Below are 25591 nucleotides of genomic sequence, written 5' to 3' on the forward strand. Positions count from 1 at the left end.
AGAGATAGCGCTGCTTCATGACATGATTTTCACGACATGCTTGAATCCGCAATGCAATTATGGCCTCTTCCGAGGAAATCGAGCATCAGCGGGAGGCAAAGCAAATGGCAGCAGAAACAGCGGCAGCCGAGGCCAAACCGGGCAGCCGGGCGGTCGAATTGCGAATCGGCGGCAAGACCCGCGTCTTTGATATCGACAACCCGGAATTGCCGACGTGGATCGATGACGAGGCCTTCTCGTCCGATGACTACCCTTACAAGAAGAAGCTCGAAGAGGACGAGTACGAAGAAACGCTGACCAAACTGCAGATCGAACTCGTCAAGGTCCAGTTCTGGATGCAGGCGACCGGCAAGCGGGTGATGGCGCTTTTCGAGGGACGCGACGCGGCCGGCAAGGGTGGCGCCATCCACGCGACGATGGCCTATATGAACCCGCGTTCCGCCCGCATCGTCGCGCTCACCAAACCGACAGAGACCGAGCGCGGTCAATGGTATTTCCAGCGCTACGTCGCGACCTTTCCGACGGCGGGCGAATTCGTGCTCTTCGATCGCTCCTGGTACAACCGCGCCGGTGTAGAACCGGTTATGGGCTTCTGCACACCCGAGCAGCACGAGCATTTCCTCAAGCAGGCTCCCCGCTTCGAGAAAATGATTGCCCATGACGGCATCCACCTCTTCAAATTCTGGATCAATATCGGCCGCGAGATGCAGTTGAAGCGATTCCATGATCGCCGGCATGATCCCCTGAAGATCTGGAAGTTGTCGCCGATGGACATCGCGGCACTGAACAAGTGGGACGACTATACCGAAAAACGCGATCGGATGCTGAAGGAAACGCACACCGACCATGCCCCCTGGACGGTCATCCGCGGCAACGACAAGCGCCGTGCCCGGATCAATCTGATCCGCCACATACTCAAGAACCTGGACTATGACGGCAAGGACAAGGCGGCGATCGGCGAAGTCGACGACAAGATCGTCGGCTCCGGACCGGGCTTCCTGAAATGATCCGCGGCTTCGTACGCGCGCTCAAGTGAACGCATCAACAGCGTCGCACGCACATTCGCGACACGGGGCGCCTGACCGCGCTACTGCCCCGGCAGCACGCGAATCGCGAAAATGTCCAGGCTGTTGCCCGCGCCGCTGACGTCGCTGTTGAGCACGAGCCTGCCAGGACCGCTTGGCGCCTTGTTCTGATCGAACGAGATCTTGAAAAGCATATCCAGCCGCTCGTCATGCGCGGTGAACCGGTGGCGGCCACAGGCGCCGAGCGAGGAGAAGTCGCATTCGACGGAAAATTCAGCCGTCTTGCCGGGCATGGCCTGGACGGTGAGCGCCAGTGTCGATGATTTGCCCGAGAGCTGTGCCAGGATATCGGCGGGAATTTCGAAGACGAGGTCCCCATCCCCGCTGGCGACTGCCGATGTCACCCGCACGCGTTCGCCCCCGTCGTCGTTCAATGGCTCGACGGTGGAGCGCGCACCCGGCTTGATCGCCGCGGCCTCCGCCGGCTTGAATACCTCGATCCACTCGCCCGAGAAGCCCTCCTGTGCGGCGAGGTTCTGAAGTCCTGCCGCGCCGTCGAAGTCTTCCGATTCCACCGTGGCCGGCGGATTGGCGACGCCGGTATCGGCCGGCGATTTCAGCAGCTCGTTCGTCTGGATCCACCACACGGTGGCGCCTGCCGCCGCCGCAAGCGTCGCCACAACCATGGCAAGGGAAAGCAGGCGCCCGCGCCGGCGCTTGCGCGGCCGCTTGTCCGCGGCGCCGACGTCGGGCGCGGCCGACGCGGCCTTGCCGCCCGCAGTTGCAGTTTGGGGCGTGGCGACAGTCCGCCCCGAGGCCAACGAATCCTCGCGATCGGCGCGCAGGGCACCAAGGTCGCTCTCGCCCTGCCCCGCGCGCCCTTGTCCTCCAGCAGGCGGCTCGCGACGGGGGGAAACGGAAAGATCCGCAGCCGCCGGATCGGGCGCCGCCCGCTCGCCTGCTCCGGCGAGGCTGACGGCCGGTGCTGCAGCGGGACGCGCCCGCAGGGCCGCGCGTTCCTCTGTCTCGATCGCGTGAATGACCGCTTCGAGCCGGTGGCGCTGTTTCGCGATCACCTCGGCGTCTTCGATTTGCTGCTTCTTCAGTCCGTTTTCCAGCGCCTGACGGGCCGACTGATAGATGCGTGCACGGATTTCCGCGTTGGTTCTGTCCGAGCGTTCCAGTGCATTTCTGATCGCAGTTTCGAGTCCGCTCACATCAAGTCCTTCTGTGCAACGAAGCCTTCTGGATGTTTCCATGGATCGTACTGATCCTAGGAAACATCCGCCAATTCAAGGCACTACAGCGACCCTTTGCGCGCCTGACAAGACGCACTCGCGCTGTGGCGGCGGCGCGGCCGAGCGGGTATTTCCATCCTCTGAGGAGAGAACGGTCCCCTTCCCGATCCACGCCGTTGGTTTTATTAACGATTGGGTAACCGTTGCTTTCGGAATTCGCAAGTCCGGGCGCAAAACCACCGGGACTTCCGCGGGGAAAAAGAGGGCGGGTACCGATCAATGCGTGGAAAGCCTCCTTTGCAAGTCCTGTGGTTGCTGTTATTTATTTTGACGTTTACGCAAACGTCAAAATACTGTGGGATGGAGAAACCTGATGTCCTTGCCGCCAATTCTTTCCGGAACAATGAGGCTGCCGGTGGTCGGCGCGCCGCTCTTCATCGTTTCGCATCCCCGGCTCACGATCGCGCAATGCAAGGCCGGCGTCATCGGCTCCTTTCCCGCCCTTAATGCGCGCCCGCAATCGCAACTCGATGAGTGGCTTGCGGAAATCACCGAAACGCTTGCCGACCACGATGCCAGGCACCCCGACCGGCCGGCGGCGCCATTCGCGGTCAATCAGATCGTCCACAAGTCGAACGCGAGGCTCGAGCAGGACCTGATGCTCTGCATCAAATACAAGGTGCCTATCGTCATATCGTCGCTCGGCGCGGTCCCGGAAGTGAATGCCGCCATCCATTCCTACGGCGGTATCGTGCTCCACGACGTCATAAACAATCGGCACGCCAACTCGGCGATCCGCAAGGGGGCGGACGGCCTGATCGCGGTTGCCGCGGGGGCCGGCGGCCACGCCGGGACGCTTTCGCCTTTCGCGCTTGTGCAGGAGATCCGCGCGTGGTTCGACGGGCCACTTCTGCTTTCCGGCGCAATCGCCACCGGTGGCGCCATCCTCGCGGCAGAGGCGATGGGCGCGGACATGGCCTATATCGGCTCCCCCTTCATCGCCACCGAAGAGGCGCGCGCCAGCAATGCCTACAAACGGATGATCGTCGACAGCAGCGCCGCCGACATCGTCTATTCCAACTATTTCACCGGCATTCACGGCAACTATCTCAAACCCTCGATCAGCGCCGCCGGCATGGATCCGGACAGCCTGCCGGAGGCAGACCCGTCCAAGATGGATTTCGGCAGCGCCGCCGAAGGGGCGAAAGTCTGGAAGGACATCTGGGGCTGCGGCCAGGGCATCGGCGCCATCCGCGAGATCGCCACGGTCGCGCAACTCGTCGACCGGCTGGAACGCGAATACGACGCGGCCCGAACACGGCTCGGGTTCGGCGCCTATCGCCATGTTCATCCGTCCAAGGAATTTTCAAGTTCTCGAAACTGATGGCTTGAAATCTTGCCGCTTTGCGTTTATCAGCGCCTCACACTTCGTTCCGCGGCTCTCCGCGGGACCATTGAGGGCCGCTTTAGCTCAGTCGGTAGAGCACATCATTCGTAATGATGGGGTCACGTGTTCGAGTCACGTAAGCGGCACCATTAATTTCAAGCAGATTGTGTGGTCTTGCACGGGTGGCGAGGCGGCAGTGTTGCTACATGCTCGACGCAAAAGTTGCTCGGGTTTTGGGCCCGGCTGCGCACGCGGCTTTTATGCTCAGACATATGGAAGCGTCCCGAGCGACGAGTAGCGTTCGTTCAGGCCATTGAGCGTCTCAACGTCGTCCTCGCTGATATCGAAATCAAACACATCGATATTCTCTTCCAAATGTTGCCGCTGGTTGGCCTTGGGAACGGGGACCGTGCCGCGCTCAAGGTTCCATCGGATCAGCACCTGCGCCGGCGATTTGCCGTATTTCGCGGCAATCTCTGCAAGCGTCGCATCACCGAGCCGTTTCGTGCGCGTCAGCGGGCTGTAGGCCTGGATGACGATCTGCTTTTCCCTCGCGTAGCGCAGCAGATCATCGCTGTGCCCGAACGGGCTCCACTCGACCTGATTGACGGTCGGAACTTCGCCGGTTGCATCTATCAACCTGTCGATGAGCTCGATCGAGTAATTGCTGACGCCGATGTCTTTCGTAAGGCCGTCCTCCTTCGCCCGGATCAGACTTCGCCAAAGATCCTCGCCCGCACCGGTTCGCGGTGGACGGTGTATGAGCATGAGATCGGCATAGTCGAGCTGCAATTCGTCGAGATTTTTCCGCGTCGCGTGATACGCGTCCCCGACTTCCTCCACTTTCGTCACGAGGTAAAAGTCCGCGCGCTCGACGCCACCCCTGCTGATTCCGTCTGCGATGCCCGGCTGCGTCCCGTAGTCTCCGGAAGTATCGATCATTCGATAGCCGAGTTTCAGGGCAGTTGCGATGGTATCCGCCGTGTCGGTCGTCAACTGCCATGTCCCGACGCCCATGACAGGCATCCTGTTGCCGGTGTGCAGCTTTAGCTCGGTCCTCGGGTCCATGATTGCACCTTTGCCTTGGTTGGGACGATTTGATCCAGGGCGCCGCGGCGCTCTGCTCCCACCACCAAAACCTCCGCTCGGGAAAAGGGTTCCAGCCGATCGTCTTGTGAAGCGGGGAACAATCGGCGCCTGCGGGGATTGGAGCACATGAGGTCGGCGGAACGCTCCAGCCAGTCACCATGCCGAACCTTGTTTCCGGTGGGAATCTGACCGGGGCGAAGCCGAAAGCTCCAGCGACGACAACGCCTGCGCCACGATTGAGAGGGCAAGCAGATGGCCTTTTCGACACCTGAAGATGTACAGTCCGTAAGAATCGACCCAGCGGGCATCGAGGCCTTTCTCGGCGTCCCTTCCGGCGCGAGCGGCCTCGTGATCTTTGCCCATGGCAGTGGAAGCGGGCGCTTCAGCCCCCGAAACAATCGCGTTGCGGCCGCACTGCGGGAAGCAGGATTGGCGACACTTCTCGTCGATCTCCTGAGACCCGAAGAGGAACAGGACCGCCGGAACGTCTTCGACATCGATCTCCTCGCCGATCGGCTGGTGGCGGCCAAGCGTTGGGTCACCGAAGTTCCCGAAATATTGCACATGGCGGTCGGCTACTTCGGCGCAAGCACAGGCGCCGGCGCGGCGCTGCAGGCGGCTTACGCTGAACCGGATGTAGGCGCGGTGGTATCGCGCGGCGGCCGCCCTGACCTTGCGATACAGATGCTACCGGGCGTTCGCGCTCCAACCCTCCTTCTCGTCGGAAGTCTCGACGGACCGGTGATCGAGATGAACCAACGCGCCTTCGAGGCGCTGACCTGCGAGAAGAGGCTCATCATTATCGACGGTGCGGGCCACCTGTTCGAGGAGCCCGGCACAATGGATCAGGTAATCCGGCATGCGGCAGACTGGTTCTTGATCCATCTCGGCAACACTCAAAGAGGGATATGAGACCATGAGATCTCCACAGCAGAAATTTGCAGATCGACGGGACGCCGGACGGCAGCTCGCAGGCGTTCTGGAAAAATATGCCCAGTCGGACCCCCTGATCTTGGCCTTGCCGCGCGGCGGCGTGCCCGTGGCATCCGAAATAGCCAAGGCCTTGCACGCACCGCTCGAGCTGGTTCTGGTGCGCAAAATCCGCGCGCCGGGGCATCCTGAATATGGCATCGGCGCTGTGGTGGACGGCAGTGACCCGCAGTTCGTATACAACGAAGAGGCAATGCGCACCGTCAATCCGAACGCTGCTTACGTCGAGGCCGAAACTCGGCACCAGCTCGCCGAAATCGAGCGGCGACGCGAAGTCTATCAGGGAGCCCGATCTCCGACGCCAACCGAAGGGCGCACGGTGATCGTCGTGGACGACGGCGTCGCGACCGGCGGCACTGTCAAGGTTGCCATGAAGGCGCTGCGCAAAGCAGGAACGGGCAAGATCATTCTTGCCATTCCGGTCGCAGAGAGCGACGCCCTCGAGCAACTGAAAGCGGAAGCTGACGACGTCATATGTCTGCAAACCCCGGACACGTTCCGGACGGTCGGCCGCCACTATATCGACTTCGACCAGACATCGGACGAAGAGGTCAGCAGGCTTCTCGACGAGGCTCACGACGCGGCTTGAGCTGCCTGCGTCTTCAATCTGCCGTTCGCCGTGCCAGCAGCGAATACGCTTCCTCGCGCGACGACGCCGAACAGTCGCCGCGACGATTCCCGGTGACCGCCTGGCTAGCGCATCGGCCCGAAAATCGGACCCGATTTTCGGAAAGCACGATGCGTGGAATCAAAGAGTTACAGCGTCCTTTGTGCGTCCTAAGGGACGCACGGCGCTGTAGGCCAGCACATCACTTCACGGATATATCCGCCCGCGAGATGTGGTTGACGGTCGGCTGCTCGGGCTGCGTGGTTACCTCGTGCAGCCATTCCCGCCAGATGGCGACAAGCAAAGCCATAAGCACAGGGCCAACGAACAGGCCTAGAAAGCCCATCGTCTTCACGCCGCCAATCAGCCCGAAGAAGGTCGGCAGGAATGGCAGCTTGATCGGTCCGCCGACGAGTTTCGGCCTCAGCGTCTTGTCGACGATGAAAAGCTCGGTCGTGCCCCAGGCGAAGAGGGCGACGCCCTGCACGGGCGAACCGCTTGCCACGAGATAGATCGACACGAGCGTGAAACAAAGCGGCGCGCCGCCGGGTATCAGCGCCATGATGCCGGTGATGATGCCGAGGGTTACCGGCGACGGGACGCCGGCCAGCCAGTAGGCCACCCCGAGAACGATGCCTTCGCCGATCGCGATGATGCCCATGCCGGTCACCGTCGAGCTGATGGTCAGCGGCACGACGCGGGACAGCCGCTCCCAGCGCATCGGGAAGATCCGCTCGCCGAGGTGGTCGAGCTGCCTCGAGAAGGACTGGCCGTCGCGATAGACGAAGAACAGCGTGATCAGCATGAAGAGCAGCGTCAGGAACGACTGGAAGGCGGATGCGCCGACCACGAGTACGCCGCGATAGATATTGCCGATATTGGAGCCGCTGACGAGCTGCACCAGTTCGCCGAGCGCCCCCGGATGGCCGATATATTTCACCCATTGCTCACCGAGCCAGGGACCGGCAATCGGGATCGTCGTCAGCCAGGCGGGCACCGGCGCACCATTGGCATTGGTCTCGACCGCCCAGACCAGCCAGTCGCGCACTTCGTCGACCGCATAGGCCGCCGCAAGCGAGATCGGCACGACGATGAAAGCGATCACGGAGATGATGGCGATCGTAGCTGCCAGGGTGCGGTTGCCGTTCACCGCGTCAAGCAGCCGTCTGTAAATCGGCCAGCTCGCAAAGCCGATAACGACGGCAGCGAGCACCGGCACCACAAAGCCGTGGAAGAAATAGACCCCTGCGAGCAGAACGAGGACGAGCAGCCAGCGAGCGGCCGAGATCGGCAGGACGAGGGCAGAGCGTGAATGGGCCGGCTGCCCGAAGAGCCTCGGCTCCGCGGGAAGGTTTTCTCGTTCACGATTGCCCAATTGCACCTGTCATCCTCCGTCTTTTAGAAACCTTACAACAAAGCCGAGGCCTTGCCAGCCCATCCGCTGTGTTGACACTCAGTTTCCGATCGCCACGAACGTTAGCGGCGGGACATGACAGGGAAATTTAGGCACACTCAAGATGTCGCGCGAAATTTCGGGTCGACAGATCTCTTCAAAGGCTCATTTTGCCAGCCGCTCGCGGCGGTCGACGAGGATCGAGACGAAGAAGATGGCAAAGCCGGCAAGGCCGAGAACCGCACCGACGAGCCCGGTCGAGGTCCAGCCGTAACCGGCGGCGATCGACACGCCGCCGAGCCAGGCGCCGAGCGCATTGGCGAGATTGAAGGCGGAGTGGCTGAGGGCGGCGGCGAGCGCCTGCGCCTTGCCCGCCACGTCCATCAGCCGTGTCTGCACGCCAGGCACGACCGCAAAGCCACCACCGATGAAGAGCACGTTGACGATCGCTATCCACGAGTTCGACATGGTGAAATAGAACAGCACGTAGGCGAAGATGTTGAAGGCGATCGCAATGCCGATCGCCGGCAGCAACGACCAGTCGGCGAGGCGTGAGCCGACGATGTTGCCGAGAATCATGCCGGCGCCGAAGACGGACAGCATGACCGGCACATTGCCGAGCGAAACGCCCGCCACCTCCGTCAGCGCCGGCGTGATGTAGCTGAAAACCGCGAACATGCCGCCGCAGCCGATGGCGCAAATGCCGAGCAGCAGCCAGACCTGCAACTTCCCGAGTGCGCCGAGTTCGCGCAGCGGCGTCGCCTGCGGATCGCCCTCGTCGCGCGGCACGTGGAACCAGGTCAGGGCCATCGTCAGCAGGCTGATGGCGCCGACGACAGTGAAGGCGGTCCTCCAACCGAGCGCCTGGCCGAACCAGGCAGCAAGCGGCGTACCGAAGAGCGTGGCAATCGTCAGCCCCATCATCACCCGGCCGATAGCCCGTGCCCGCTGGTTGGGTGCCGCAAGGCCGGCAGCGACGACCGCCGCGACGCCGAAATAGGCGCCGTGCGGCAGCCCGGCGAGGAACCGCGCCGCGACAAGTGTGTAAAAATCCGGAGCTGCCGCGCTGGCAAAATTGCCGAGAGCGAACAGCGCCATCAGGACGAGAAGAACTTGAAAACGCGCAAAGCGAGCGGCGAGAACGGCAATCAACGGGGCGCCGACCACGACACCCAAGGCATAGGCGCTGATCACCGCGCCGGCTTTCGGCACCGAAACGGCAACGTCTTCGGCGCCCTGGGGCAGCAGCCCCATGATTGCAAATTCACCTGTGCCAATGCCGAACCCGCCGACGGCGAGCGCAATCTCGGCGGCAGACACGCGGCTGCGACGTGTCAGAAGGGCGGAGGGAAGGACGTCTTCGGACATGGAACAGCCTTGCTGCGGCCTTCAGCCGCTGCTCAAGAATCGCTATGTGGAAATGCCGCGAACGGCGTGACACCAATGATGCCGGGGAGAATTATGCTGCGGCGCACTATAGATTGTTTGCCAACGATCGCAAGGAGTTATGCTGGAGCACGCATCAAAATCTCGTGCATTCTCCCGGTGTATTACACGGCGCATCTTGTTGACGTTTACGTCAAAGTCATATAATCGGATTCACGGCTTGAAGAGAGGCTGCAAAAGCTTCATCTTCGACGGAGAGGAAGATCGGGAGGGATTTTTCTTCGCCGTGAGCACGGCCGGTCAGTGGCGACCACAGGGAGAGAGGTCATGGCGGAAGCAAGCACGCAGCAGGCGGGTTCCAATACGGGAAAAATCTGGCTGAAATCCTATCCGCCCGGCGTGCCGGCCGAAATCGGCCCCCTGCCCTATCGCTCCATCGGCGAGTTCTTCGACCACGCTGTCGCGCAATATTCCTGGCGTCCGGCGTTCACCTGCATGGGCAAGTCGCTGAGTTTCGCCGCCCTCAATACCCATTCGGCCGCGATCAGCGCATGGCTGCAATCGCTCGGCCTCAAAAAGGGTGATCGCGTCGCCGTGATGCTGCCGAACATCCTGCCGAACCCGGTGATCGTCTACGGCATCCTGCGTGCGGGGCTGACGGTGGTCAACGTCAATCCGCTCTACACGCCGCGCGAGCTCGAGCATCAGCTTGTCGATGCGGGCGCCAAGGCGATCTTCGTGCTGGAGAATTTCGCCCACACGGTCGAGCAGGTCCTCGCCCGCACGGTGGTCAAGCATGTGGTGGTTGCAAGCATGGGCGACATGCTCGGCGTCAAGGGGGCGGTCGTCAATCTCGTCGTGCGGCGCGTCAAGAAGCTCGTGCCGGCCTGGTCGCTCCCGGGGCATCTCTCCTTCCGGACCGCGCTTGCCAGGGGTGCGAAACTGACCCTCACGAAGCCCCACACGGCGCCGTCGGACGTTGCCTTCCTGCAATACACCGGCGGCACGACGGGCGTCTCCAAGGGCGCCACCCTCACCCATTCCAACCTGCTTTCCAACATGGCTCAGATGGAGCTGTGGCTGGAGACCGCCTTCCGGCGCAAGCCTCGTCCGGAAAACCTGACCTTCATGTGCGCGCTGCCGCTCTATCATATCTTCGCGCTGACCGTGAATTCGCTGATGGGCCTCTCGACGGGCGGCAACAACATCCTCATCCCCAATCCCCGCGACATTCCCGCCTTCGTCAAGGAACTCGGCAAGTACCGGCCAAACATCTTCCCCGGCCTCAACACGCTGTTCAACGCTCTGATGAACAACGCCGAATTCAAGAAGCTCGACTTTTCTTCGCTCGTGCTGACGTTCGGCGGCGGCATGGCCGTGCAGCGGCCTGTGGCCGAGCGTTGGATGGCGATGACCGGCTGCCCGATCCATGAAGGCTACGGCCTTTCGGAGACCTCGCCGGTCGCGACCGCCAACCGGCTTGATACGGGCGATTTCACTGGCACGATCGGCATGCCGCTTCCCTCCACCGAGGTCGAGATCCGTGACGAGCAGGGCAATACGCTGCCGATCGGCGAAATCGGTGAAATCTGCATCCGCGGCCCGCAGGTCATGGCCGGCTATTGGCAGCGTCCGGACGAGACGGATAAGGCGATCTCGCCGGACGGCTTTTTCCGCACCGGCGACATCGGCTTCATGAATGCCGACGGGCTGACAAAGATCGTCGACCGCAAGAAGGACATGATCCTCGTTTCGGGCTTTAACGTTTTCCCGAACGAGATCGAAGAGGTTGCCGCAACCCACCCCGGTATCCTCGAATGTGCCGCCATCGGGGTTGCCGATCCGCATTCCGGAGAGGCCGTGAAGCTTTTCGTCGTGCGCAAGGATCCGGACCTCACCGAAGAGGACGTCAAGCGCCACTGCGCCGCCAACCTCACCAACTACAAGCGGCCGAGGCACGTGGAATTCCGCAACGAGTTGCCGAAGTCGAATGTCGGCAAGATCCTGCGCAAGGATTTGCGCGGCTAGGCCCCCCGTTCGCTCCAAAGTCCGCGAAGCCCCTCATCCGGCCTGCCGGCCACCTTCTCCCCGCAGGCGGGGCGAAGGGGATCTGCCGCAGCCGCCTCGCTCTATAATTCCCTGAAAAGTACGCCGCGCGTCCCCGCCTGCGGGGAGAGGGCTAGGGTGAGGGGCAGACTCCCGGCCGGCGTAAACGTGTGGGCCGAAGCTCGGGCACCGCCTTTTTTCGCTGCAGCGCACACATGCCCTTGATTTACCGCAAACAAACCGACTAGCTATCGCAGCCAATTTCCGATGCAAGGAGCCTGCGATGAAAGCGCTTGTCGAAAACCTCAAAGCCACTGCACGCGAAACCAATGCAACCGACATTCGCGCCGCCTTCGCGGCCGACCGGAACCGCTTCTCCCGCTTCAGCACGACGCTCGACGACCTCCTCTTCGACTATTCGAAATGCGCGGTGAATGACCGGATTCTCGATGGTCTCGAAGCACTGTCCAAGGCTGCGAAGGTGGAAGAAAAGCGGGACGCCATGTTCCGTGGCGACATCATCAACATCACCGAAGGCCGCGCCGTGCTGCACACGGCGCTCAGGAACCGGAGCAACCGGCCCGTGCTTGTCGACGGCAAGGACGTGATGCCCGATGTCAACGCTGTGCTCGATGCGATGGGGGCCTTTGCCGATGACATTCGTTCGGGCGCCTTGAAGGGCGCCACCGGCAAGAAGATCACCGATGTCATCAACATTGGCATTGGCGGTTCAGACCTCGGCCCTGTGATGGCAACGCTGGCGCTCGCTCCCTTCCACGACGGCCCGCGGCTGCATTTCGTTTCCAATATCGACGGTGCGCATATCGCCGACACGCTGAAACTTATCGACCCGGAAACCGCACTCTTCATCGTCGCCTCGAAGACCTTCACCACGATCGAGACAATGACCAATGCCGCCACTGCCCGCGCCTTCATCGCCGGCAAGCTCGGCGAGGCTGCGGTCGGCCACCACTTTGCCGCCGTTTCCACCGCGCTCGACAAGGTCGCGGCCTTCGGCATCGATCAGGCGCGCGTCTTCGGCTTCTGGGACTGGGTCGGCGGACGCTATTCGATCTGGTCGGCGATCGGCCTGCCGCTGATGATCGCGATCGGCAAAGAAAATTTCGGGCGCTTCCTCGATGGCGGCCATGCCATCGACGAGCATTTCCGGAACGCCCCGCTGCGCCAGAACATTCCGATGCTGCTTGGCCTGATCGGCTTCTATCACCGCAACGTGCTCGGCTATCCGTCGCGGGCGATCCTGCCCTACGACCAGCGCCTTGCGCGCTTCCCCGCCTATCTGCAGCAGCTCGACATGGAATCGAACGGCAAGGGCGTCACCACGGACAGCACACCGGTCGAATTCTCGACCGGCCCCGTCGTCTGGGGCGAACCGGGCACCAACGGCCAGCACGCCTTCTACCAACTCATCCACCAGGGCACCGACATCATCCCGGCCGAGTTCATGATCGCCGCCAATGGCCACGAAAAGCAACTGCGTCACCAGCACCAACTGCTGATGGCGAACTGCCTGGCGCAATCGGAGGCCTTGATGAAGGGTCGCACGCTTGCCGAAGCCAAGGCACAACTCACCTCAAAGGGCATGGATGACGCCAAGGCTGACAAGATCGCGCCGCATCGCGTATTCACCGGCAACCGGCCGTCCCTGACCATCGTCTACGATGAGCTCGATCCCTTCGCGCTTGGGCGCCTGATCGCGCTCTACGAACATCGCGTTTTCGTCGAAGGTGCGCTTTTCAACATCAATTCCTTTGACCAATGGGGCGTCGAGCTTGGCAAGGAATTGGCCACGGGGCTGCTTCCGGTCGTCGAAGGCAAGGAAAGCGCCGAGGGGCATGATTCTTCGACGGCCGGCCTTGTTGCGGCGTTGTTGAAGGCGGCGCGCTGAACGAAAGCAGCGAGCGACGCCCCCCTCTGCCCTGCCGGGCATCTCCCCCACAGGGGGGAGATTACTGCATGATTCCTTAAATCGGAATCGATTTAAGGACAAAGTCATGAAGCAATTCAAAGTGCTACAGCGACCTTTGCGCGTCCGATTGGACGCGCGGCGCTGTAGCTGGGGGCACGCTCCTGGCCGGAGATACCTCTGCACTGGATACCGCGGGTTTGGCGGAGCGAGACTTTGCCGCTTGCCGATCTCCCCCTTGTGGGGAGATGCCCGGCAGGGCAGAGGGGGTGGCGACGATTCCGGTCCAGATTTCTCCGTACTGCGATCAAATGCCGATCATATCGGCCGATGGCCTGATGTCGCAGGTATCAACCTCAAAGCCCGAGCTCATGCCGCCATGGCGGATTTGCGCCGGCACGCGAGACTGTGACCGCGGCTGCCTTTGCGCCGAGCGCCAGCGCCTGACGGACCGCCTCTTCGCTCAGATTTGCCACCGCACCCCTGGTCAGCAGGCTGTTGAGCTTCAATGAAGCCAGCACGCCGGCATCGAACGTATCGCCGGCGCCGACCGTATCGACAACCGCGACGCGTTCGCCGGCGACTTCCACCTTGTGGTCTCTTGTATAGCCCACCGCGCCATCGGCGCCCTTTGTGATCAGCACCAGCTTGGGGCCGCGCTTCAGCCATTCGGCGGCAAGCTCGTCATGGCTCCCTTCCATGCCGAACCAGGCGAGATCCTCGTCCGAGAACTTGATGATGTCGGACATCGCGGCCATGCGGTTCATGCGGCCGAGATGCGCCTCGCGGTCCTTGATGAAGTCGGGGCGGATGTTCGGATCGAATGAGATCACGCGTTTCTCGTGCTCGCGCACCATCAAGGCTTCGTATGTCGAGCCGCATGGCTCGGGGATGAGGCTGATCGCCCCGAAATGCAGCGCTTCGCAGGAATCGCCGAGCGCCGGCAGATGCTCCCTGGTGATCATTCGCCCCGCGGTGTTCTCGTCGAAGAAGGCATAGCTCGCATGACCGTTGACGAGTTTCACGAAGGCAAGCGTCGTGTGCAGCGGCAGGGTCGCGCAAGGGCCAAAATCGACATTCGCGGCTTTCAGCGTAGCGCGCAGGATATCGCCGAACATGTCGTCGGAAAGGCCGGTAAAGAAGCCGGTCGGGATGCCGAGCCGCCCTAGCGCGATCGCGGTATTGAAGATCGCGCCGCCGGCATAGGGGGCGAAGGCGCTCTCCCCGGCTGCCGTGTCGCGCGGCAGCATATCGATCAAGGCTTCCCCGCAGCAGACGATCATCGGCATTCCTCCCTCAACGGTTATTTCTTCGATTATTCAATCGATTTAAATCAGATTTCCTGCCAAAGCCAGCGGAAAGCTCACTGGGCTGCGAGTGCGCTGGCGCCGCCGTTGCGGCCGGACCAGGCGAGCGGAGCGTTGAGGAAGGCTTCGACCTCGTTCAGCGTCTTCTCGTCGAACAGCGCCTGCTCGCGGGCAACCGCCAGCACGGTGCGCCACGTGGCGATGAAGTGCAGGTCGACGCCCTTCGCTTTCATGTTGCCGCGCGCTTCCGGGAAGATGTCGTAATAGAAGAGCGCGATGCCGTGGTCGACAATGCCGCCAGCCGCACGGATCGCATCGATGAACTTGAACATCGAGCCGCCGGCGGTCGTCAGGTCCTCGATCACCAGGACGCGCGCTCCTTCCGGCATATGGCCCTCGATCTGGGCATTGCGTCCGTGGCCCTTCGGGGCCTTGCGCACATAGATCATCGGCAGGCCGAGCCGCTCGGCAAGCATGGCCGCGAAGGGAATGCCAGCCGTCTCGCCGCCGGCGACAACGTCGAACTGTTCGAAGCCGGCCTCGCGAAGGATGGTCGCGGCGGCGAAATCCATCACCGCCGAGCGGATGCGCGGATAGGAAATCAGCTTGCGGCAGTCGATATAGACGGGGCTCGCCATGCCGGAGGAGAGCTTGTAGGGCTCGTCGGCGCGGAAATGCACCGCCTTGATCTCCCAGAGCATTTTCGCGACCAGTTCGGCCATCACCGCCTTGTCGGTGAACGCGTTGGAAAACATGAATCTCTCCTTCTAGCGTGACCCGAAAAGCGAGAACCGGTTCTCGGCGTCAGTCGCGCGACAAACAAAACTCGTTAATCAGACAACCGCCCAGTGGAGCGGGAACATCGGATCGAAAACCGTGACCGGGCCTGCTTCCGTCTCGACCTTGGCGGGATAGCGGACAGGCTCTTCGCTCTTGCGTAATGTGATCGTCTCTTCGTTGACTGGCAGGCCATACCATGCGGGACCGTTCAACGATGCAAACGCCTCGAGGCGGTCGAGCGCGCCCTCCTCCTCGAAGACATGGGCAAGGCAGCTCATGGTATTGATCGAGGTGTAGATGCCGGCGCAGCCGCAGGCGCATTCCTTGAGCGGATCGACATGGGGCGCGGAATCAGTGCCGAGGAAGAAGCGAACGTCACCGGACGTTGCAGCCGCGCGCAGCGCCAGGCGGTGCGTTTCGCGCTTGGCGACCGGCAGGCAGTAGTAGTGCGGCTTGATACCGCCGACGAGAATGGCGTTGCGGTTGATGATCAGATGGTGGGTCGTGATCGAGCCGGCGAGATTGGCCTTCGACGACCTGATATAGTCGATGCCGTCCTTGGTTGTTACGTGTTCCATCGTGATCCGAAGCTCTGGCAGCCGCCGGCGGAGCGGGTCGAGCACAGTTTCGATGAACACCGCTTCGCGGTCGAAGATGTCGACGTCTGCGGTCGTCACCTCGCCGTGAACGCAGAGCGGCACGCCGATCTCCGCCATTCGCTCCAGAACCGGCATCGCCTTCTCGATGTCGCGAACGCCGCTGTTGGAGTTGGTCGTCGCCCCGGCCGGATAGAGCTTGACCGCCTTGACGAGGCCACGCCTGTAGCCCGCCTCGACATCGTCCGGGTCGGTGCCCTCGGTCAGGTAGAGCGTCATCAGCGGCTCGAACCGATCTTCCGCGGGAACGGCGGCTTGGATGCGCTCGCGATAGGCGGCCGCATCGGCGGTGGTCACGACCGGCGGCACCAGATTGGGCATGATGATGGCGCGGGCGAAGTGGCGGCTCGTGTCCGCGATCACGCCGCGCAGCATACCGCCGTCGCGCAGGTGAAGGTGCCAATCATCCGGGCGGCGGATAACGAGTTCTTGCATGGTCAGCGTTCTCCCGATGCTCGCGTCCGATCGGCGCGAGCGGCATTGCGGCCGGCCGGTGCGCTCGATGGGGCGGGACTTCATTTGGTGAAACCGCGCCTCGATATCATCATTGCGCCGCAAAACACAATGGCGATTCGAAAATCTGAGAGCGGGATGCGGGCGGAAAACCGCGCACACTTTTCCTCATCCCGCTTCGAGCCATCTCTCAGAAATCCCGGATGACGAGGTCGGCCGGCCGGCAACTGCCGAGAACGCGCCGGGCGTTTGGAATGTCGTTGCCGAACGCCTTCGCCTTGGCGGTCTCGTCGTCATAGCCGTGTTCGAACCAGCGTTGCAGCAATCGCCGCTCGATCACCTCAAGGCCAGGATCGATGAAGATCGAAAAGTCGAAGGCGCCGTCGAGCCTGTTCCACGGCGCCTCATCGAGCATGAGATAGTTGCCTTCGACAAGGATGATGCGCGTTTCCGGCGCGACCACCCGCGCGGACGCAATTGCCAGTTCGCGCGACCGGTCGAAGATCGGCACCAGAACTTCGCCGTCATTGGCCCGTACGGCGACGACCGTCGAGAGAAACGATCGGAAGTCGAAGGTTTCCGGCGCGCCCTTGCGGGCAAGCAGTCCCTTCTCTTCGAGCACGGCATTGTCCATGTGGAAGCCGTCCATCGGCAGGACAGCCGTCTTCTCTCCGGCCGCGACGAGCGCCTTGGCGAGCGCTTCGGAGAGCGTCGATTTGCCGGCACCCGGGGGGCCGGCGATCGCAACGACGAAACGGGCGGCGCCGGCCGCCCGTTTCAGGATCTCGTCCGTCAAGGCCCGCACATTCATGCAGCCAGCACCTCGCCGGGCGGCGCCTTGGCACCGGTCATGAAGGCGACCGCATCCGACATCGTGTATTCCTTCGGATTGATGACGCAGAGCCGACGGCCGAGGCGGTGGATGTGGATCCGGTCCGCCACCTCGAAGACGTGCGGCATATTGTGCGAGATCAAGACGATCGGCAGGCCGCGACGGCGAACGTCGAGGATCAGTTCCAGCACGCGGCGGCTTTCCTTGACGCCGAGCGCCGCCGTCGGTTCGTCCATGATCACTACCTTGGAACCGAATGCCGCGGCACGCGCGACGGCAACACCCTGCCGCTGACCACCCGACAGCGTCTCCACCGCCTGGTTGATGTTCTGGATCGTCATCAGGCCGAGCTCCGAGAGCTTTGCCCGCGCCTGCTTTTCCATGGCCGCGCGGTCCAGCGAGCGGAACCATTTGCCCATGATGCCCGGTTTGCGGATCTCGCGGCCGAGGAACATGTTGTCGGCGATCGACAGCGCCGGCGACAAGGCGAGGTTCTGGTAGACCGTCTCGATGCCGGCCTTCCTGGCCTCCATCGGCGAGCGGAAATTCACGGGCTGGCCTTCGAGCTGGATCTCGCCCTCGTCGGGGGTGATCGCGCCGGAGATCGCCTTGATCATCGAGGATTTGCCGGCGCCATTGTCGCCGATCACGGCCAGGATTTCACCCGGGTAAAGATCGAAATCGGCGTGGTCGAGAGCGGTCACGCGACCGTAGCGCTTGACGAGACCGCGGGCGGTGAGAATGGGTTCCTGTGCCATCAGGCTGCTACCTTTCTGATCCACTGGTCGATTGCGACGGCGATGATGATCAGCAAGCCGATCAAGAGATAGGTCCATTGCGGGTCCGTGCCCATGAGGCGAAGCCCGAGCGAGAATACGCCGACGATCAATGCGCCGAAGATCATGCCGAGAATGGAGCCACGGCCGCCGAACAGCGAGATGCCGCCGATCACCACGGCGGTAATCGATTCGATGTTCGCGAACTGGCCTGCCGTCGGCGAGACGGAGCCGATGCGGCCGATCAGGGTCCAGCCGGCAAGCGCGCAGATCAGACCCGAAAGTGTGTAGATAGTGACGAGCATGCCCTTGACATTTACGCCGGCGAGCTTGGCCGCCTCCGGGTCGTCGCCGACCGCGTAGACATAACGCCCCCAGGCGGTGCGGTTGAGCACATACCAGAGCAGGGTCACGAGAAGCACCATGGCGACGACGCCATAGGTGAAGACGGCATTGCCGATGCGGAAATTCTGACCGAAGAACTGCAGGATCGGCGCGTTGGCGGAGATATCCTGTGCGCGGATCGTCTCGTTGGCGGAGTAGAGGAAGTTGGAGGCGAGCACGATCTGCCACATGCCGAGCGTGACGATGAAGGGCGGCAGCTTCATGCGCGCAACGAGCGTGCCGTTGATAAAGCCGCAGAGCGCGCCGACGCCGAGACCGCAGAGAACCGACAAGGCCGGTGGCAGGCCGTAGCGGAACGTGAACTGTCCCATGATCACCGATGACAGCACCATCATGGCGCCGACCGAGAGATCGATACCCGCCGTCAGGACGACGAGCGTCTGGGCAGCGCCGACGATGCCGACGATCGCTACCTGCTGCAGGATAAGCGTCAGCGTGAAGGCAGAAAAGAACTTGCCGCCGAGAATGGCGCCGAAGGCGATCAACGACAGGACCAGCACGATCAGCGGAACGGCGGCCGGGCTTGAATGAAGGAAATGCTGAAGCTTCTGAAGCGGCGTCTTGTCGTGCGTGTCGAAGGACGCCACTTCCGTCGAGCTGTTGACCAGGACCTTTTCGAATTCCTGGGATGTCGGTGCGGCTGTATTTGGTTCGGCCATGGAGACTCCTCCCGTGAACCCCACTCCCAAGGGGGTTGCATTGCTGCCGGATGCGGCCCGCCTGTGATCGCGGCGAGTTTCAGCAATTACTAAAAATTGTGCAGGTTTTCCGCGCCTTGTCAAAGACTGCGGCGCTTACACGAAGGGCGGCCGGGGCCGCCCTTCCCTGTCACATGATCTGGCTGGACATGATCTGCCTTGACTGGGAGCCCGATCAGCCCCAGCACTTGTCCGTGCCGGCCTTGGTGTCGATCGAATCGACGCCTGCGGCCGGCTTGTCGGTGACCAGCGAGACGCCGGTATCGACGAAGTCCTTGCCTTCGGTCGGCTTCGGCTTTTCGCCGGTGTCGGCGAACTTCTTGATTGCTTCGATGCCGAGCGCGGCCATCATCAGCGGATATTGCTGCGATGTCGCGCCGATGACGCCGTCGGCGACGTTCTTGACGCCCGGGCAACCGCCGTCGACAGAAACGATCAGCACGTCCTTTTCACGGCCGACGGCCTTCAGCGCCTCATAGGCACCAGCGGCGGCAGGCTCATTGATCGTGTGCACGACGTTGATGGTCGGGTCCTTCTGGAGAAGGTTCTCCATGGCCGTGCGACCGCCCTCTTCGTTGCCGTTGGTGACGTCGTGGCCGACGATGCGCGCGTCGTCCTCGTCACCGATCTTGTTCGGGTCCTTCGGGTCGATGCCGAAGCCGATCATGAAGCCCTGGTCGCGCAGAACGTCGACGGTCGGCTGCGACGGAGTCAGGTCGAGGAAGGCGACCTTGGCATCCTTGGCGGCGTCACCGAGCGTGGCGGCCGCCCATTGCCCGATCAGCTTGCCGGCAAGCAGGTTGTCGGTCGCGAAGGTGGCATCAGCGGCATCGAGCGGCTCAAGGGGGGTGTCGAGCGCGATGACCAGCAAGCCGGCTTCGCGTGCCTTCTGCACCTGTGGCACGATGCCCTTGGTGTCGGATGCCGTCAGCAGGATGCCCTTGGCACCATCGGCAATGCAGGTTTCGATCGCCGCAACCTGGCTTTCGGAATCACCATCGATCTTGCCGGCATAGGACTTCAGCGTCATGCCGAGTTCCTGCGCCTTGGCAGCGGCACCTTCCTTCATCTTCACGAAGAAGGGGTTGGTGTCGGTCTTGGTGATGAGGCAGGCGGAGACATCGGCCGCCTGCGACGGCGAAGCGAAGGCCACGCCAAGTGCGAGCGCGCCGAATGCGGCAGAAAGAACTGTTTTCTTCATAAAACCCTCCCAAGGATGAAAAGCGCCGGTGGGCCGGCTTCCAGGCATCGCCGCCGCAGCATTCTCCTCCTGCAGACGGCGCTTCCGAAGATAAGTCAAACACCAAACTTTCAGGGTGTCAATAAATAAATCAAATTGAATTATTATTTGGTTGTGGCATTCTGAGACTCAAGGACGATCTCGGGAGGAAGCTCGACCGTCCGTCAAATTGACAGATCCACCTGAAGTGGAAACAACAGACTCGTGCCAAGCGAGCATCTACAGCGCCGCGCGCTCCACCGGACGCGCGACGTCGCTGTAGGCCTTTGAATTTGCGGCATGATTTTGTCCTGGGGTCGTTCCAGATTTAAGGAGTCATGCGGCGGTGCCAACGGGAGGAGACGGTGGCATGTCACTGACAGATGATTCCCGCGAGGGATCGACGCAACCGGACGTGATAGACCCAAGCGGCGGAGCGAACCAGACCCGGGTGCGCGCCTATAACGAGCGCCTGGTCATGTCGCTGGTCCGCCGCCACGGCAGTCTGTCGAAGGCGGACATCGCCCGACGCTCCGGCCTCTCCGCCCAAACCGTCTCGGTCATCATGCGCGCGCTCGAACGCGACGGCCTCCTGATCCGCGGCGCCCCGGTTCGCGGCCGCGTCGGTCAGCCCTCGATCCCGATGCGTCTCAATCCGGATGCCGTCTACTCCTTCGGCGTCAAGATCGGCCGGCGCAGCGCCGACCTGGTTCTGATGGATTTCGTCGGCAATATCCGGCTGCATCTGCATCAGATCCACACCTACCCACTACCCGAGGATCTTGTCACCTTCATCGTCGGCGGCATTGAAAAACTCGAGCAGAAACTCGCGCCCGAGCAGCGGGCGCGGATCGCCGGCGTCGGTATCGCGACGCCCTTCGAACTCTGGAACTGGGCCGAGGAAGTCGGCGCACCACGGGAAGAAATGGACCGCTGGCGTGACGCCAACCTGCAGGCGGCCGTGGCCGCGCAGATACGCCATCCGGTCTTTCTGCAGAACGACGGAACGAGCGCCTGCGGAGCGGAGCTCGCCTTCGGTGTCGGCTCGAGTTATCCCGATTTCGTCTATTTCTATATCGGCTCCTTCATCGGCGGCGGCATCGTCCTCAACTCCGCCCTCTTTTCCGGGCGGACCGGGACCGCAGGCGCGGTCGGTCCGCTCCCGGTCTCGGGCAAGGACGGCAAGTCCACGCAATTGCTGAAGATCGCTTCGGTCTTCGTGCTCGAAAACCTGCTGCGCGAGCGCGGCATCGATCCGCAGCCGCTCTGGTACTCGGCGGACGATTGGATCGACTTCGGCGAACCGCTCGAGATCTGGATCCAGGACACCGCCGCGGCCCTCGCCCAGGCCGTTGTCTCCGCCGCATCGATCATCGATTTCTCGGCAGCGGTCATCGACGGGGGCTTCCCCCCCTGGGTGCGGGCGCGCATCCTTGCGGCGACGCGCCGGGCGCTGCAGACGCTCGACCTCCAGGGCGTGACGGTTCCGGATCTCGTCGAAGGCGCGGTCGGAAGCCACGCCCGAGCGATCGGCGGCGCGAGCCTTCCGCTGTTTTCCCGTTATCTCTTGGACACCAATGTCCTCTTCAAGGAGCTTAGTTGATGAAGGAGCTTAGTTGATGTTGAAAGGAATAAACCCGCTGCTCGGCCCGGAACTTCTCGCGGCACTGAGGGCAATGGGTCACGGCGACGAGATCGCGCTCGTCGACGGCAATTATCCGGGCCAGGAGCACGCGCGTCGCCTTATCCGGCTCGACGGACACGGCCTTATCCCGGTGCTCGACGCAATCTTGAGCGTCCTGCCGATCGATGATTTCGTGCCCGAGGCGATCTTCCGCGCCACGGTCAAGCAGGACAAGCAGGCGCTGGACCCCGTGCATCGGGAAATCATCGAATGCTGCGGCAGGCATGAGCCGTCACGCAACGTCGTGCCGCTGCTCGGCGCCGACTTCTATCCGCGCGTTAAAGCCGCCCATACGGTGGTGCAGACCAGCGAACCGCGCCTTTACGGCAACGTCATTCTCCGCAAGGGCGTCATCTATCCCTGACAGAACGCGACAAATGCAAAGAGCCCGCCAGGACAGCCGGCGGGCTCTTTGTTTTTGGTCAGAAACGCCACGCCTTATGCAGTGGCGAGAACCTTTCCAGTGCGGGCATCGACCGAAAGAGCGCCCGGACCGAAGGCGGCTAGCACCAGGAAGGCACCGGCGATCGTGATGTTCTTCATCATCATGATCTGGTTGAAGACCGTCAGCAGGCCGTTGGCAGCCGCCGGAAAGTCCGGAACGTTGATGGCGCCGCTGTGGAAGACGAGACCGGTAACCAGCGCGAATGCGGCCAGCAGGTAGGACGCGATGCGGGTCTGGAAACCGACGAGGACCGCGATGCCGGCAACGAGTTCAAACAGTCCGGCGAGATAGGCGAGCGCGGTCGGAGCCGGCCATCCGGCGCCGGTAATCATGCCGGCGGTTGAGGTGGGATCGGCCAGCTTGCCGAAGCCGGACATGATGAACATGATCGAAAGGAGGATGCGCCCGATGAGGACGATAACATTCTGAGACATGCGCGAGGCTCCTGTTAGAAGAGTGTTGGCACCAGAAATATCAACATTTTCAAAAACATCTAGTTGCACAACCGACAACACATCGTTCACAATATGGAGACAGCCGCGAGCCATCGTCAACCACTTTCCCATCCAAGCAACTCTTTTCTGTTGCAAGGAAGGACGGACTGGGTGAAGAATTTCAAGGCGTTGCAGGGAACGCAGGGGAGATCTTATGAGCGAAGTCAACAGAAGTCCGGCCTTCTGGCGATCCTTTCCGATTTTCGAGGAATTCGACAAGGAGACGCTGATGGAGCTCGCCGGCATCGCCACGTACCGGAGATGGCCGGCAGGAACGGTCATCTTCCAGCGCGGCGACGAAGGCAATTACATGGTCGTCGTGGTTTCGGGCCGCATCAAGCTCTCGCTCTTCACACCCCAGGGCCGCGAACTGATGCTGCGCCAGCACGAGGGGGGCGCCCTCTTCGGTGAAATGGCTCTGCTCGACGGCCAGCCGCGGTCGGCCGACGCGACGGCGGTCATCGCATCCGAAGGCTACGTTATCGGCAAGAAGGCCTTTCTCGATCTCATCATCCACCGGCCGCAGATCGCCGAGGCTGTGATCCGCTTTCTCTGTGCGCAGCTTCGCGATACCACCGAGCGGCTGGAAACGATCGCGCTCTACGACCTCAACGCCCGCGTCGCCCGTTTCTTCCTGGCAACGCTCAAACAGATCCACGGCCACGAGCTACCGAGCAGCGCCAATCTGCGCCTGACCTTGAGCCAGACCGACATCGCCGCCATTCTCGGCGCAAGCCGGCCAAAGGTTAATCGCGCCATTCTCTCGCTTGAGGAATGCGGTGCGCTGAAGCGCACGGACGGCATCATTTGCTGCAACGTCGATCGCCTCCTGAATGTCGCCGATCCGGAGGAGGGCTAGCTCGATTGAGCGCGAAGCACCGCGGCCGCCATCGCGTCACCCCGCTCTTCGGCGGGATCGTCGCAAGCCTGGCGGTGGCGCTGCTTCTCTATCTTTATGGCGAAACCGTCTTCAAAACCCCGCGCGAACTGTTCTTCGACAACCTCACGCAATGGGTGACCTCGCCCCGGTCACCGGACATCACCGTTATCGACGTCGACCGCAAGGCGCATGAAGCGCTCGGCTCCGGAAACTGGGACCGGGCGGCGACGGCGGCGCTGATATCGCGGCTGGCCGCGGCGCGAGCGAAGGTGATCGCGGTCGATTTCGTCTTCAGCTCCGATTGCGAGACCGACGCCGCCGGCAATGTCGCGCTCGCTTCTGCGATCGCGGAGGCGCCTGTCGTTCTGGGCTTTCTCGCCGCGGACCGTGCGCTGGAGCATCCGCGTCCCGTTCCTCCGCTTGCGCTCAGGCGCCCGCTTGCGGTGCCGGAATCTTGGTTCATTGCAGGGGCGGAGACGTCCTGCCCGGCGTTCATGGACTCGTCCAAAGCGGCGACCGCCGGATTTTTCGTCGGCGACGAGGATGCGCGCGTGCGCCGCGCGCAGGCTTTCACGATCCTCGGCAACGACGCTTATCCGGCGCTTGCGATCGAAGCGGGACGGCTCGCGGCCGGGAGCAGCACGCCGGTGCTTGGCGGCGAGCCTGCCTGGCTCCGGCTCGATCACGCCGTCATCCCCCTCGACGAGGCGGGCAACCTGCGCTTCGTCGCAAGCTCGGAAGATGCAATTGCCGCACGCACGCTCTCGGCTGCCGACGTCATGGCAAACACGGCCGACCGGAACCGCCTTGAGGGAAAACTGATCTTCATCGGCAGCAGCATGCCGAGCCTCGGCGGTTTGAGGCCCAGCGCCTCGATGCCGCTTGAGCCTTCGGTCCAGATCCACGCCGACATCGCCAATGCCATCATTACCGGCTTCGTACCGTATCGGTATGGCGGGCTGCCGCTGCTGGAAGCCTTGTTCAGCTTCGCTGCCGGCACCCTTGCAGCTGTTTGCGCGACGCGGCTTCGGCCGCTCGCAACCCTCGCCTTCGGCCTTCTCGCCCTGCTCTTCGTCGTCGCCGGCGCCGGCGGGATTTATGTCGCGACCGGCTGGCTCATCGATGCCGTCGGCATCGGTGCGGCGCTAATGGCTGTGCTCGTGGTAACGAGTGCGCTGCACCTTGCCCATGTACGCCGCGCCGAGGCGATCGCCCGGGAGAAATTCTCGCAATACCTGCCGCAGTCCGTCGTCGCGCGCTACATCGACCAGCCGAATGCCGGACGCGTCGCCGGCGAGGAGCGCGTGGTCACCGCGCTCTTCACCGATATCGAGGGATTCTCGACCCTCGCTCACAAGCTCGGTCCTCACGAGCTGGTGGCCCTCCTCGACATCTATTTCGCGGAGGTGAACGCGCTCGTCTCGCGCTATGGCGGCATGGTCGACAAGGTGGTCGGCGATGCCGTGCATGCGCTCTTCAACGCGCCGGAAGACCTCGACGATCACGTCGACAAGGCGATCGGATGCGCCGTGGCGATCCACGCCTTGACCGAAGAAATGCGGCGGCGGCCCCAATTTGCAGAAAACGGCTTCGGCCGAACCCGGATCGGCGTCGAAACCGGGCCTGCCGTACTCGGCGAGGTCGGCGCGGGTGGCAAGCTCGACTACACCGCTCATGGCAACGCCGTGAACCTGGCGGCGCGGCTTCAGGACGCGAACAAGTTCCTCGGAACGGCAATCTGCATCGGGCCGGCGGCCGCGGCCCAATCGGGCGTACCTCTCCAGGCGCTCGGACGTCACGATATCCGCGGTTTCGGACCGATGGAGCTTTTCACAGTCGCCGACCTGCCATCAACGGCAGCGTGACGGCGTGCG

General features: G+C 62.5%; 22 protein-coding genes and 1 tRNA gene. 11 read left to right on the forward strand and 12 right to left on the reverse strand.

From position 1 onward, the window contains the following. Nucleotides 1-104 precede the first annotated feature (104 nt). On the forward strand, nt 105-1007 hold the full coding sequence (gene ppk2, locus GHK62_RS10330; RefSeq protein ID WP_153438675.1) for a polyphosphate kinase 2: 903 nt from the start codon (nt 105-107) through the stop codon (nt 1005-1007). Nucleotides 1008-1087: 80 nt separating this feature from the next. On the opposite strand, the gene GHK62_RS10335 is transcribed toward ppk2, so the two are convergent. After that, nucleotides 1088-2242, reverse strand: coding sequence for a biotin transporter BioY (locus GHK62_RS10335; protein ID WP_184108418.1), 1155 nt, complete (start codon nt 2240-2242; stop codon nt 1088-1090). 394 nt (nt 2243-2636) lie between these two features. Between GHK62_RS10335 and GHK62_RS10340 the strand changes: the two genes are divergently transcribed. Together GHK62_RS10340 and GHK62_RS10345 are read left to right on the forward strand one after the other, a co-directional pair. Then, on the forward strand, nt 2637-3647 hold the full coding sequence (locus GHK62_RS10340) for an NAD(P)H-dependent flavin oxidoreductase (RefSeq protein WP_153438679.1): 1011 nt from the start codon (nt 2637-2639) through the stop codon (nt 3645-3647). 76 nt (nt 3648-3723) lie between these two features. Continuing rightward, nucleotides 3724-3799, forward strand: a tRNA-Thr gene (locus tag GHK62_RS10345). A gap of 115 nt (nt 3800-3914) precedes the next feature. On the opposite strand, the gene GHK62_RS10350 is transcribed toward GHK62_RS10345, so the two are convergent. Next, complete coding sequence (locus tag GHK62_RS10350) at nt 3915-4718, reverse strand: aldo/keto reductase family protein (protein WP_234886840.1); 804 nt, start codon at nt 4716-4718, stop codon at nt 3915-3917. 273 nt (nt 4719-4991) lie between these two features. Here GHK62_RS10350 and GHK62_RS10355 point away from each other — a divergent pair, with 273 nt between their 5' ends. Further along, complete coding sequence (locus GHK62_RS10355; protein WP_153438681.1) at nt 4992-5651, forward strand: dienelactone hydrolase family protein; 660 nt, start codon at nt 4992-4994, stop codon at nt 5649-5651. A 4-nt stretch (nt 5652-5655) separates the two neighbouring features. Continuing rightward, nucleotides 5656-6318, forward strand: coding sequence for a phosphoribosyltransferase (locus tag GHK62_RS10360; protein WP_153438682.1), 663 nt, complete (start codon nt 5656-5658; stop codon nt 6316-6318). Nucleotides 6319-6538: 220 nt separating this feature from the next. Here GHK62_RS10360 and GHK62_RS10365 read toward each other — a convergent pair whose 3' ends face one another. Next, nucleotides 6539-7717, reverse strand: coding sequence for an AI-2E family transporter (locus GHK62_RS10365; RefSeq protein WP_184108417.1), 1179 nt, complete (start codon nt 7715-7717; stop codon nt 6539-6541). A gap of 177 nt (nt 7718-7894) precedes the next feature. Beyond that, a complete protein-coding gene (locus GHK62_RS10370; protein WP_153438684.1) occupies nt 7895-9097 on the reverse strand; it encodes an MFS transporter in 1203 nt (400 codons plus the stop codon). A gap of 345 nt (nt 9098-9442) precedes the next feature. On the opposite strand from GHK62_RS10370, the gene GHK62_RS10375 reads away from it, so the two are divergent. After that, nucleotides 9443-11143: a long-chain fatty acid--CoA ligase gene (locus GHK62_RS10375; protein WP_153438686.1), complete on the forward strand. Its 1701-nt coding sequence runs from the start codon at nt 9443-9445 to the stop codon at nt 11141-11143. A gap of 301 nt (nt 11144-11444) precedes the next feature. After that, complete coding sequence (pgi, locus tag GHK62_RS10380) at nt 11445-13070, forward strand: glucose-6-phosphate isomerase (protein WP_153438688.1); 1626 nt, start codon at nt 11445-11447, stop codon at nt 13068-13070. A gap of 374 nt (nt 13071-13444) precedes the next feature. On the opposite strand, the gene GHK62_RS10385 is transcribed toward pgi, so the two are convergent. From GHK62_RS10385 to GHK62_RS10415, 7 genes are all read right to left on the reverse strand, one after another. Then, entirely contained in the window at nt 13445-14371 is a 927-nt protein-coding gene (locus GHK62_RS10385) for a carbohydrate kinase family protein (protein WP_153438933.1), read from the reverse strand. Between the two features lie 80 nt (nt 14372-14451). Then, a complete protein-coding gene (locus GHK62_RS10390; protein ID WP_153438690.1) occupies nt 14452-15150 on the reverse strand; it encodes an orotate phosphoribosyltransferase in 699 nt (232 codons plus the stop codon). A 78-nt stretch (nt 15151-15228) separates the two neighbouring features. Continuing rightward, on the reverse strand, nt 15229-16266 hold the full coding sequence (gene pyrC / locus GHK62_RS10395) for a dihydroorotase (protein WP_153438692.1): 1038 nt from the start codon (nt 16264-16266) through the stop codon (nt 15229-15231). Between the two features lie 208 nt (nt 16267-16474). Then, nucleotides 16475-17095 carry a nucleoside triphosphate hydrolase gene (locus GHK62_RS10400; protein WP_153438694.1) on the reverse strand — a complete coding sequence of 207 codons (621 nt, stop codon included), beginning with the start codon at nt 17093-17095 and terminating at the stop codon, nt 16475-16477. Beyond that, nucleotides 17092-17874: an ATP-binding cassette domain-containing protein gene (locus GHK62_RS10405; RefSeq protein ID WP_153438696.1), complete on the reverse strand. Its 783-nt coding sequence runs from the start codon at nt 17872-17874 to the stop codon at nt 17092-17094. The genes GHK62_RS10400 and GHK62_RS10405 overlap by 4 nt, the downstream gene beginning before the upstream one ends. Then, nucleotides 17874-18956: an ABC transporter permease gene (locus tag GHK62_RS10410; RefSeq protein WP_153438698.1), complete on the reverse strand. Its 1083-nt coding sequence runs from the start codon at nt 18954-18956 to the stop codon at nt 17874-17876. The genes GHK62_RS10405 and GHK62_RS10410 overlap by 1 nt, the downstream gene beginning before the upstream one ends. Before the next feature lie 214 nt (nt 18957-19170). Continuing rightward, a complete protein-coding gene (locus tag GHK62_RS10415) occupies nt 19171-20196 on the reverse strand; it encodes a sugar ABC transporter substrate-binding protein (RefSeq protein ID WP_153438703.1) in 1026 nt (341 codons plus the stop codon). A gap of 388 nt (nt 20197-20584) precedes the next feature. Between GHK62_RS10415 and GHK62_RS10420 the strand changes: the two genes are divergently transcribed. Next, nucleotides 20585-21817: an ROK family transcriptional regulator gene (locus GHK62_RS10420; RefSeq protein ID WP_153438705.1), complete on the forward strand. Its 1233-nt coding sequence runs from the start codon at nt 20585-20587 to the stop codon at nt 21815-21817. 16 nt (nt 21818-21833) lie between these two features. Next, nucleotides 21834-22262: an RbsD/FucU family protein gene (locus tag GHK62_RS10425; RefSeq protein ID WP_153438708.1), complete on the forward strand. Its 429-nt coding sequence runs from the start codon at nt 21834-21836 to the stop codon at nt 22260-22262. Nucleotides 22263-22336: 74 nt separating this feature from the next. On the opposite strand, the gene GHK62_RS10430 is transcribed toward GHK62_RS10425, so the two are convergent. Next, a complete protein-coding gene (locus GHK62_RS10430; RefSeq protein ID WP_153438710.1) occupies nt 22337-22777 on the reverse strand; it encodes a DoxX family protein in 441 nt (146 codons plus the stop codon). Between the two features lie 214 nt (nt 22778-22991). Between GHK62_RS10430 and GHK62_RS10435 the strand changes: the two genes are divergently transcribed. Next, nucleotides 22992-23696: a Crp/Fnr family transcriptional regulator gene (locus GHK62_RS10435; RefSeq protein WP_153438712.1), complete on the forward strand. Its 705-nt coding sequence runs from the start codon at nt 22992-22994 to the stop codon at nt 23694-23696. Nucleotides 23697-23701: 5 nt separating this feature from the next. Further along, nucleotides 23702-25582: a CHASE2 domain-containing protein gene (locus GHK62_RS10440; RefSeq protein WP_234886841.1), complete on the forward strand. Its 1881-nt coding sequence runs from the start codon at nt 23702-23704 to the stop codon at nt 25580-25582. Nucleotides 25583-25591: the final 9 nt, after the last annotated feature.

Source organism: Sinorhizobium terangae, from assembly GCF_009601505.1.
In the GTDB taxonomy this organism is placed as follows: Bacteria; Pseudomonadota; Alphaproteobacteria; order Rhizobiales; family Rhizobiaceae; genus Sinorhizobium; species Sinorhizobium terangae.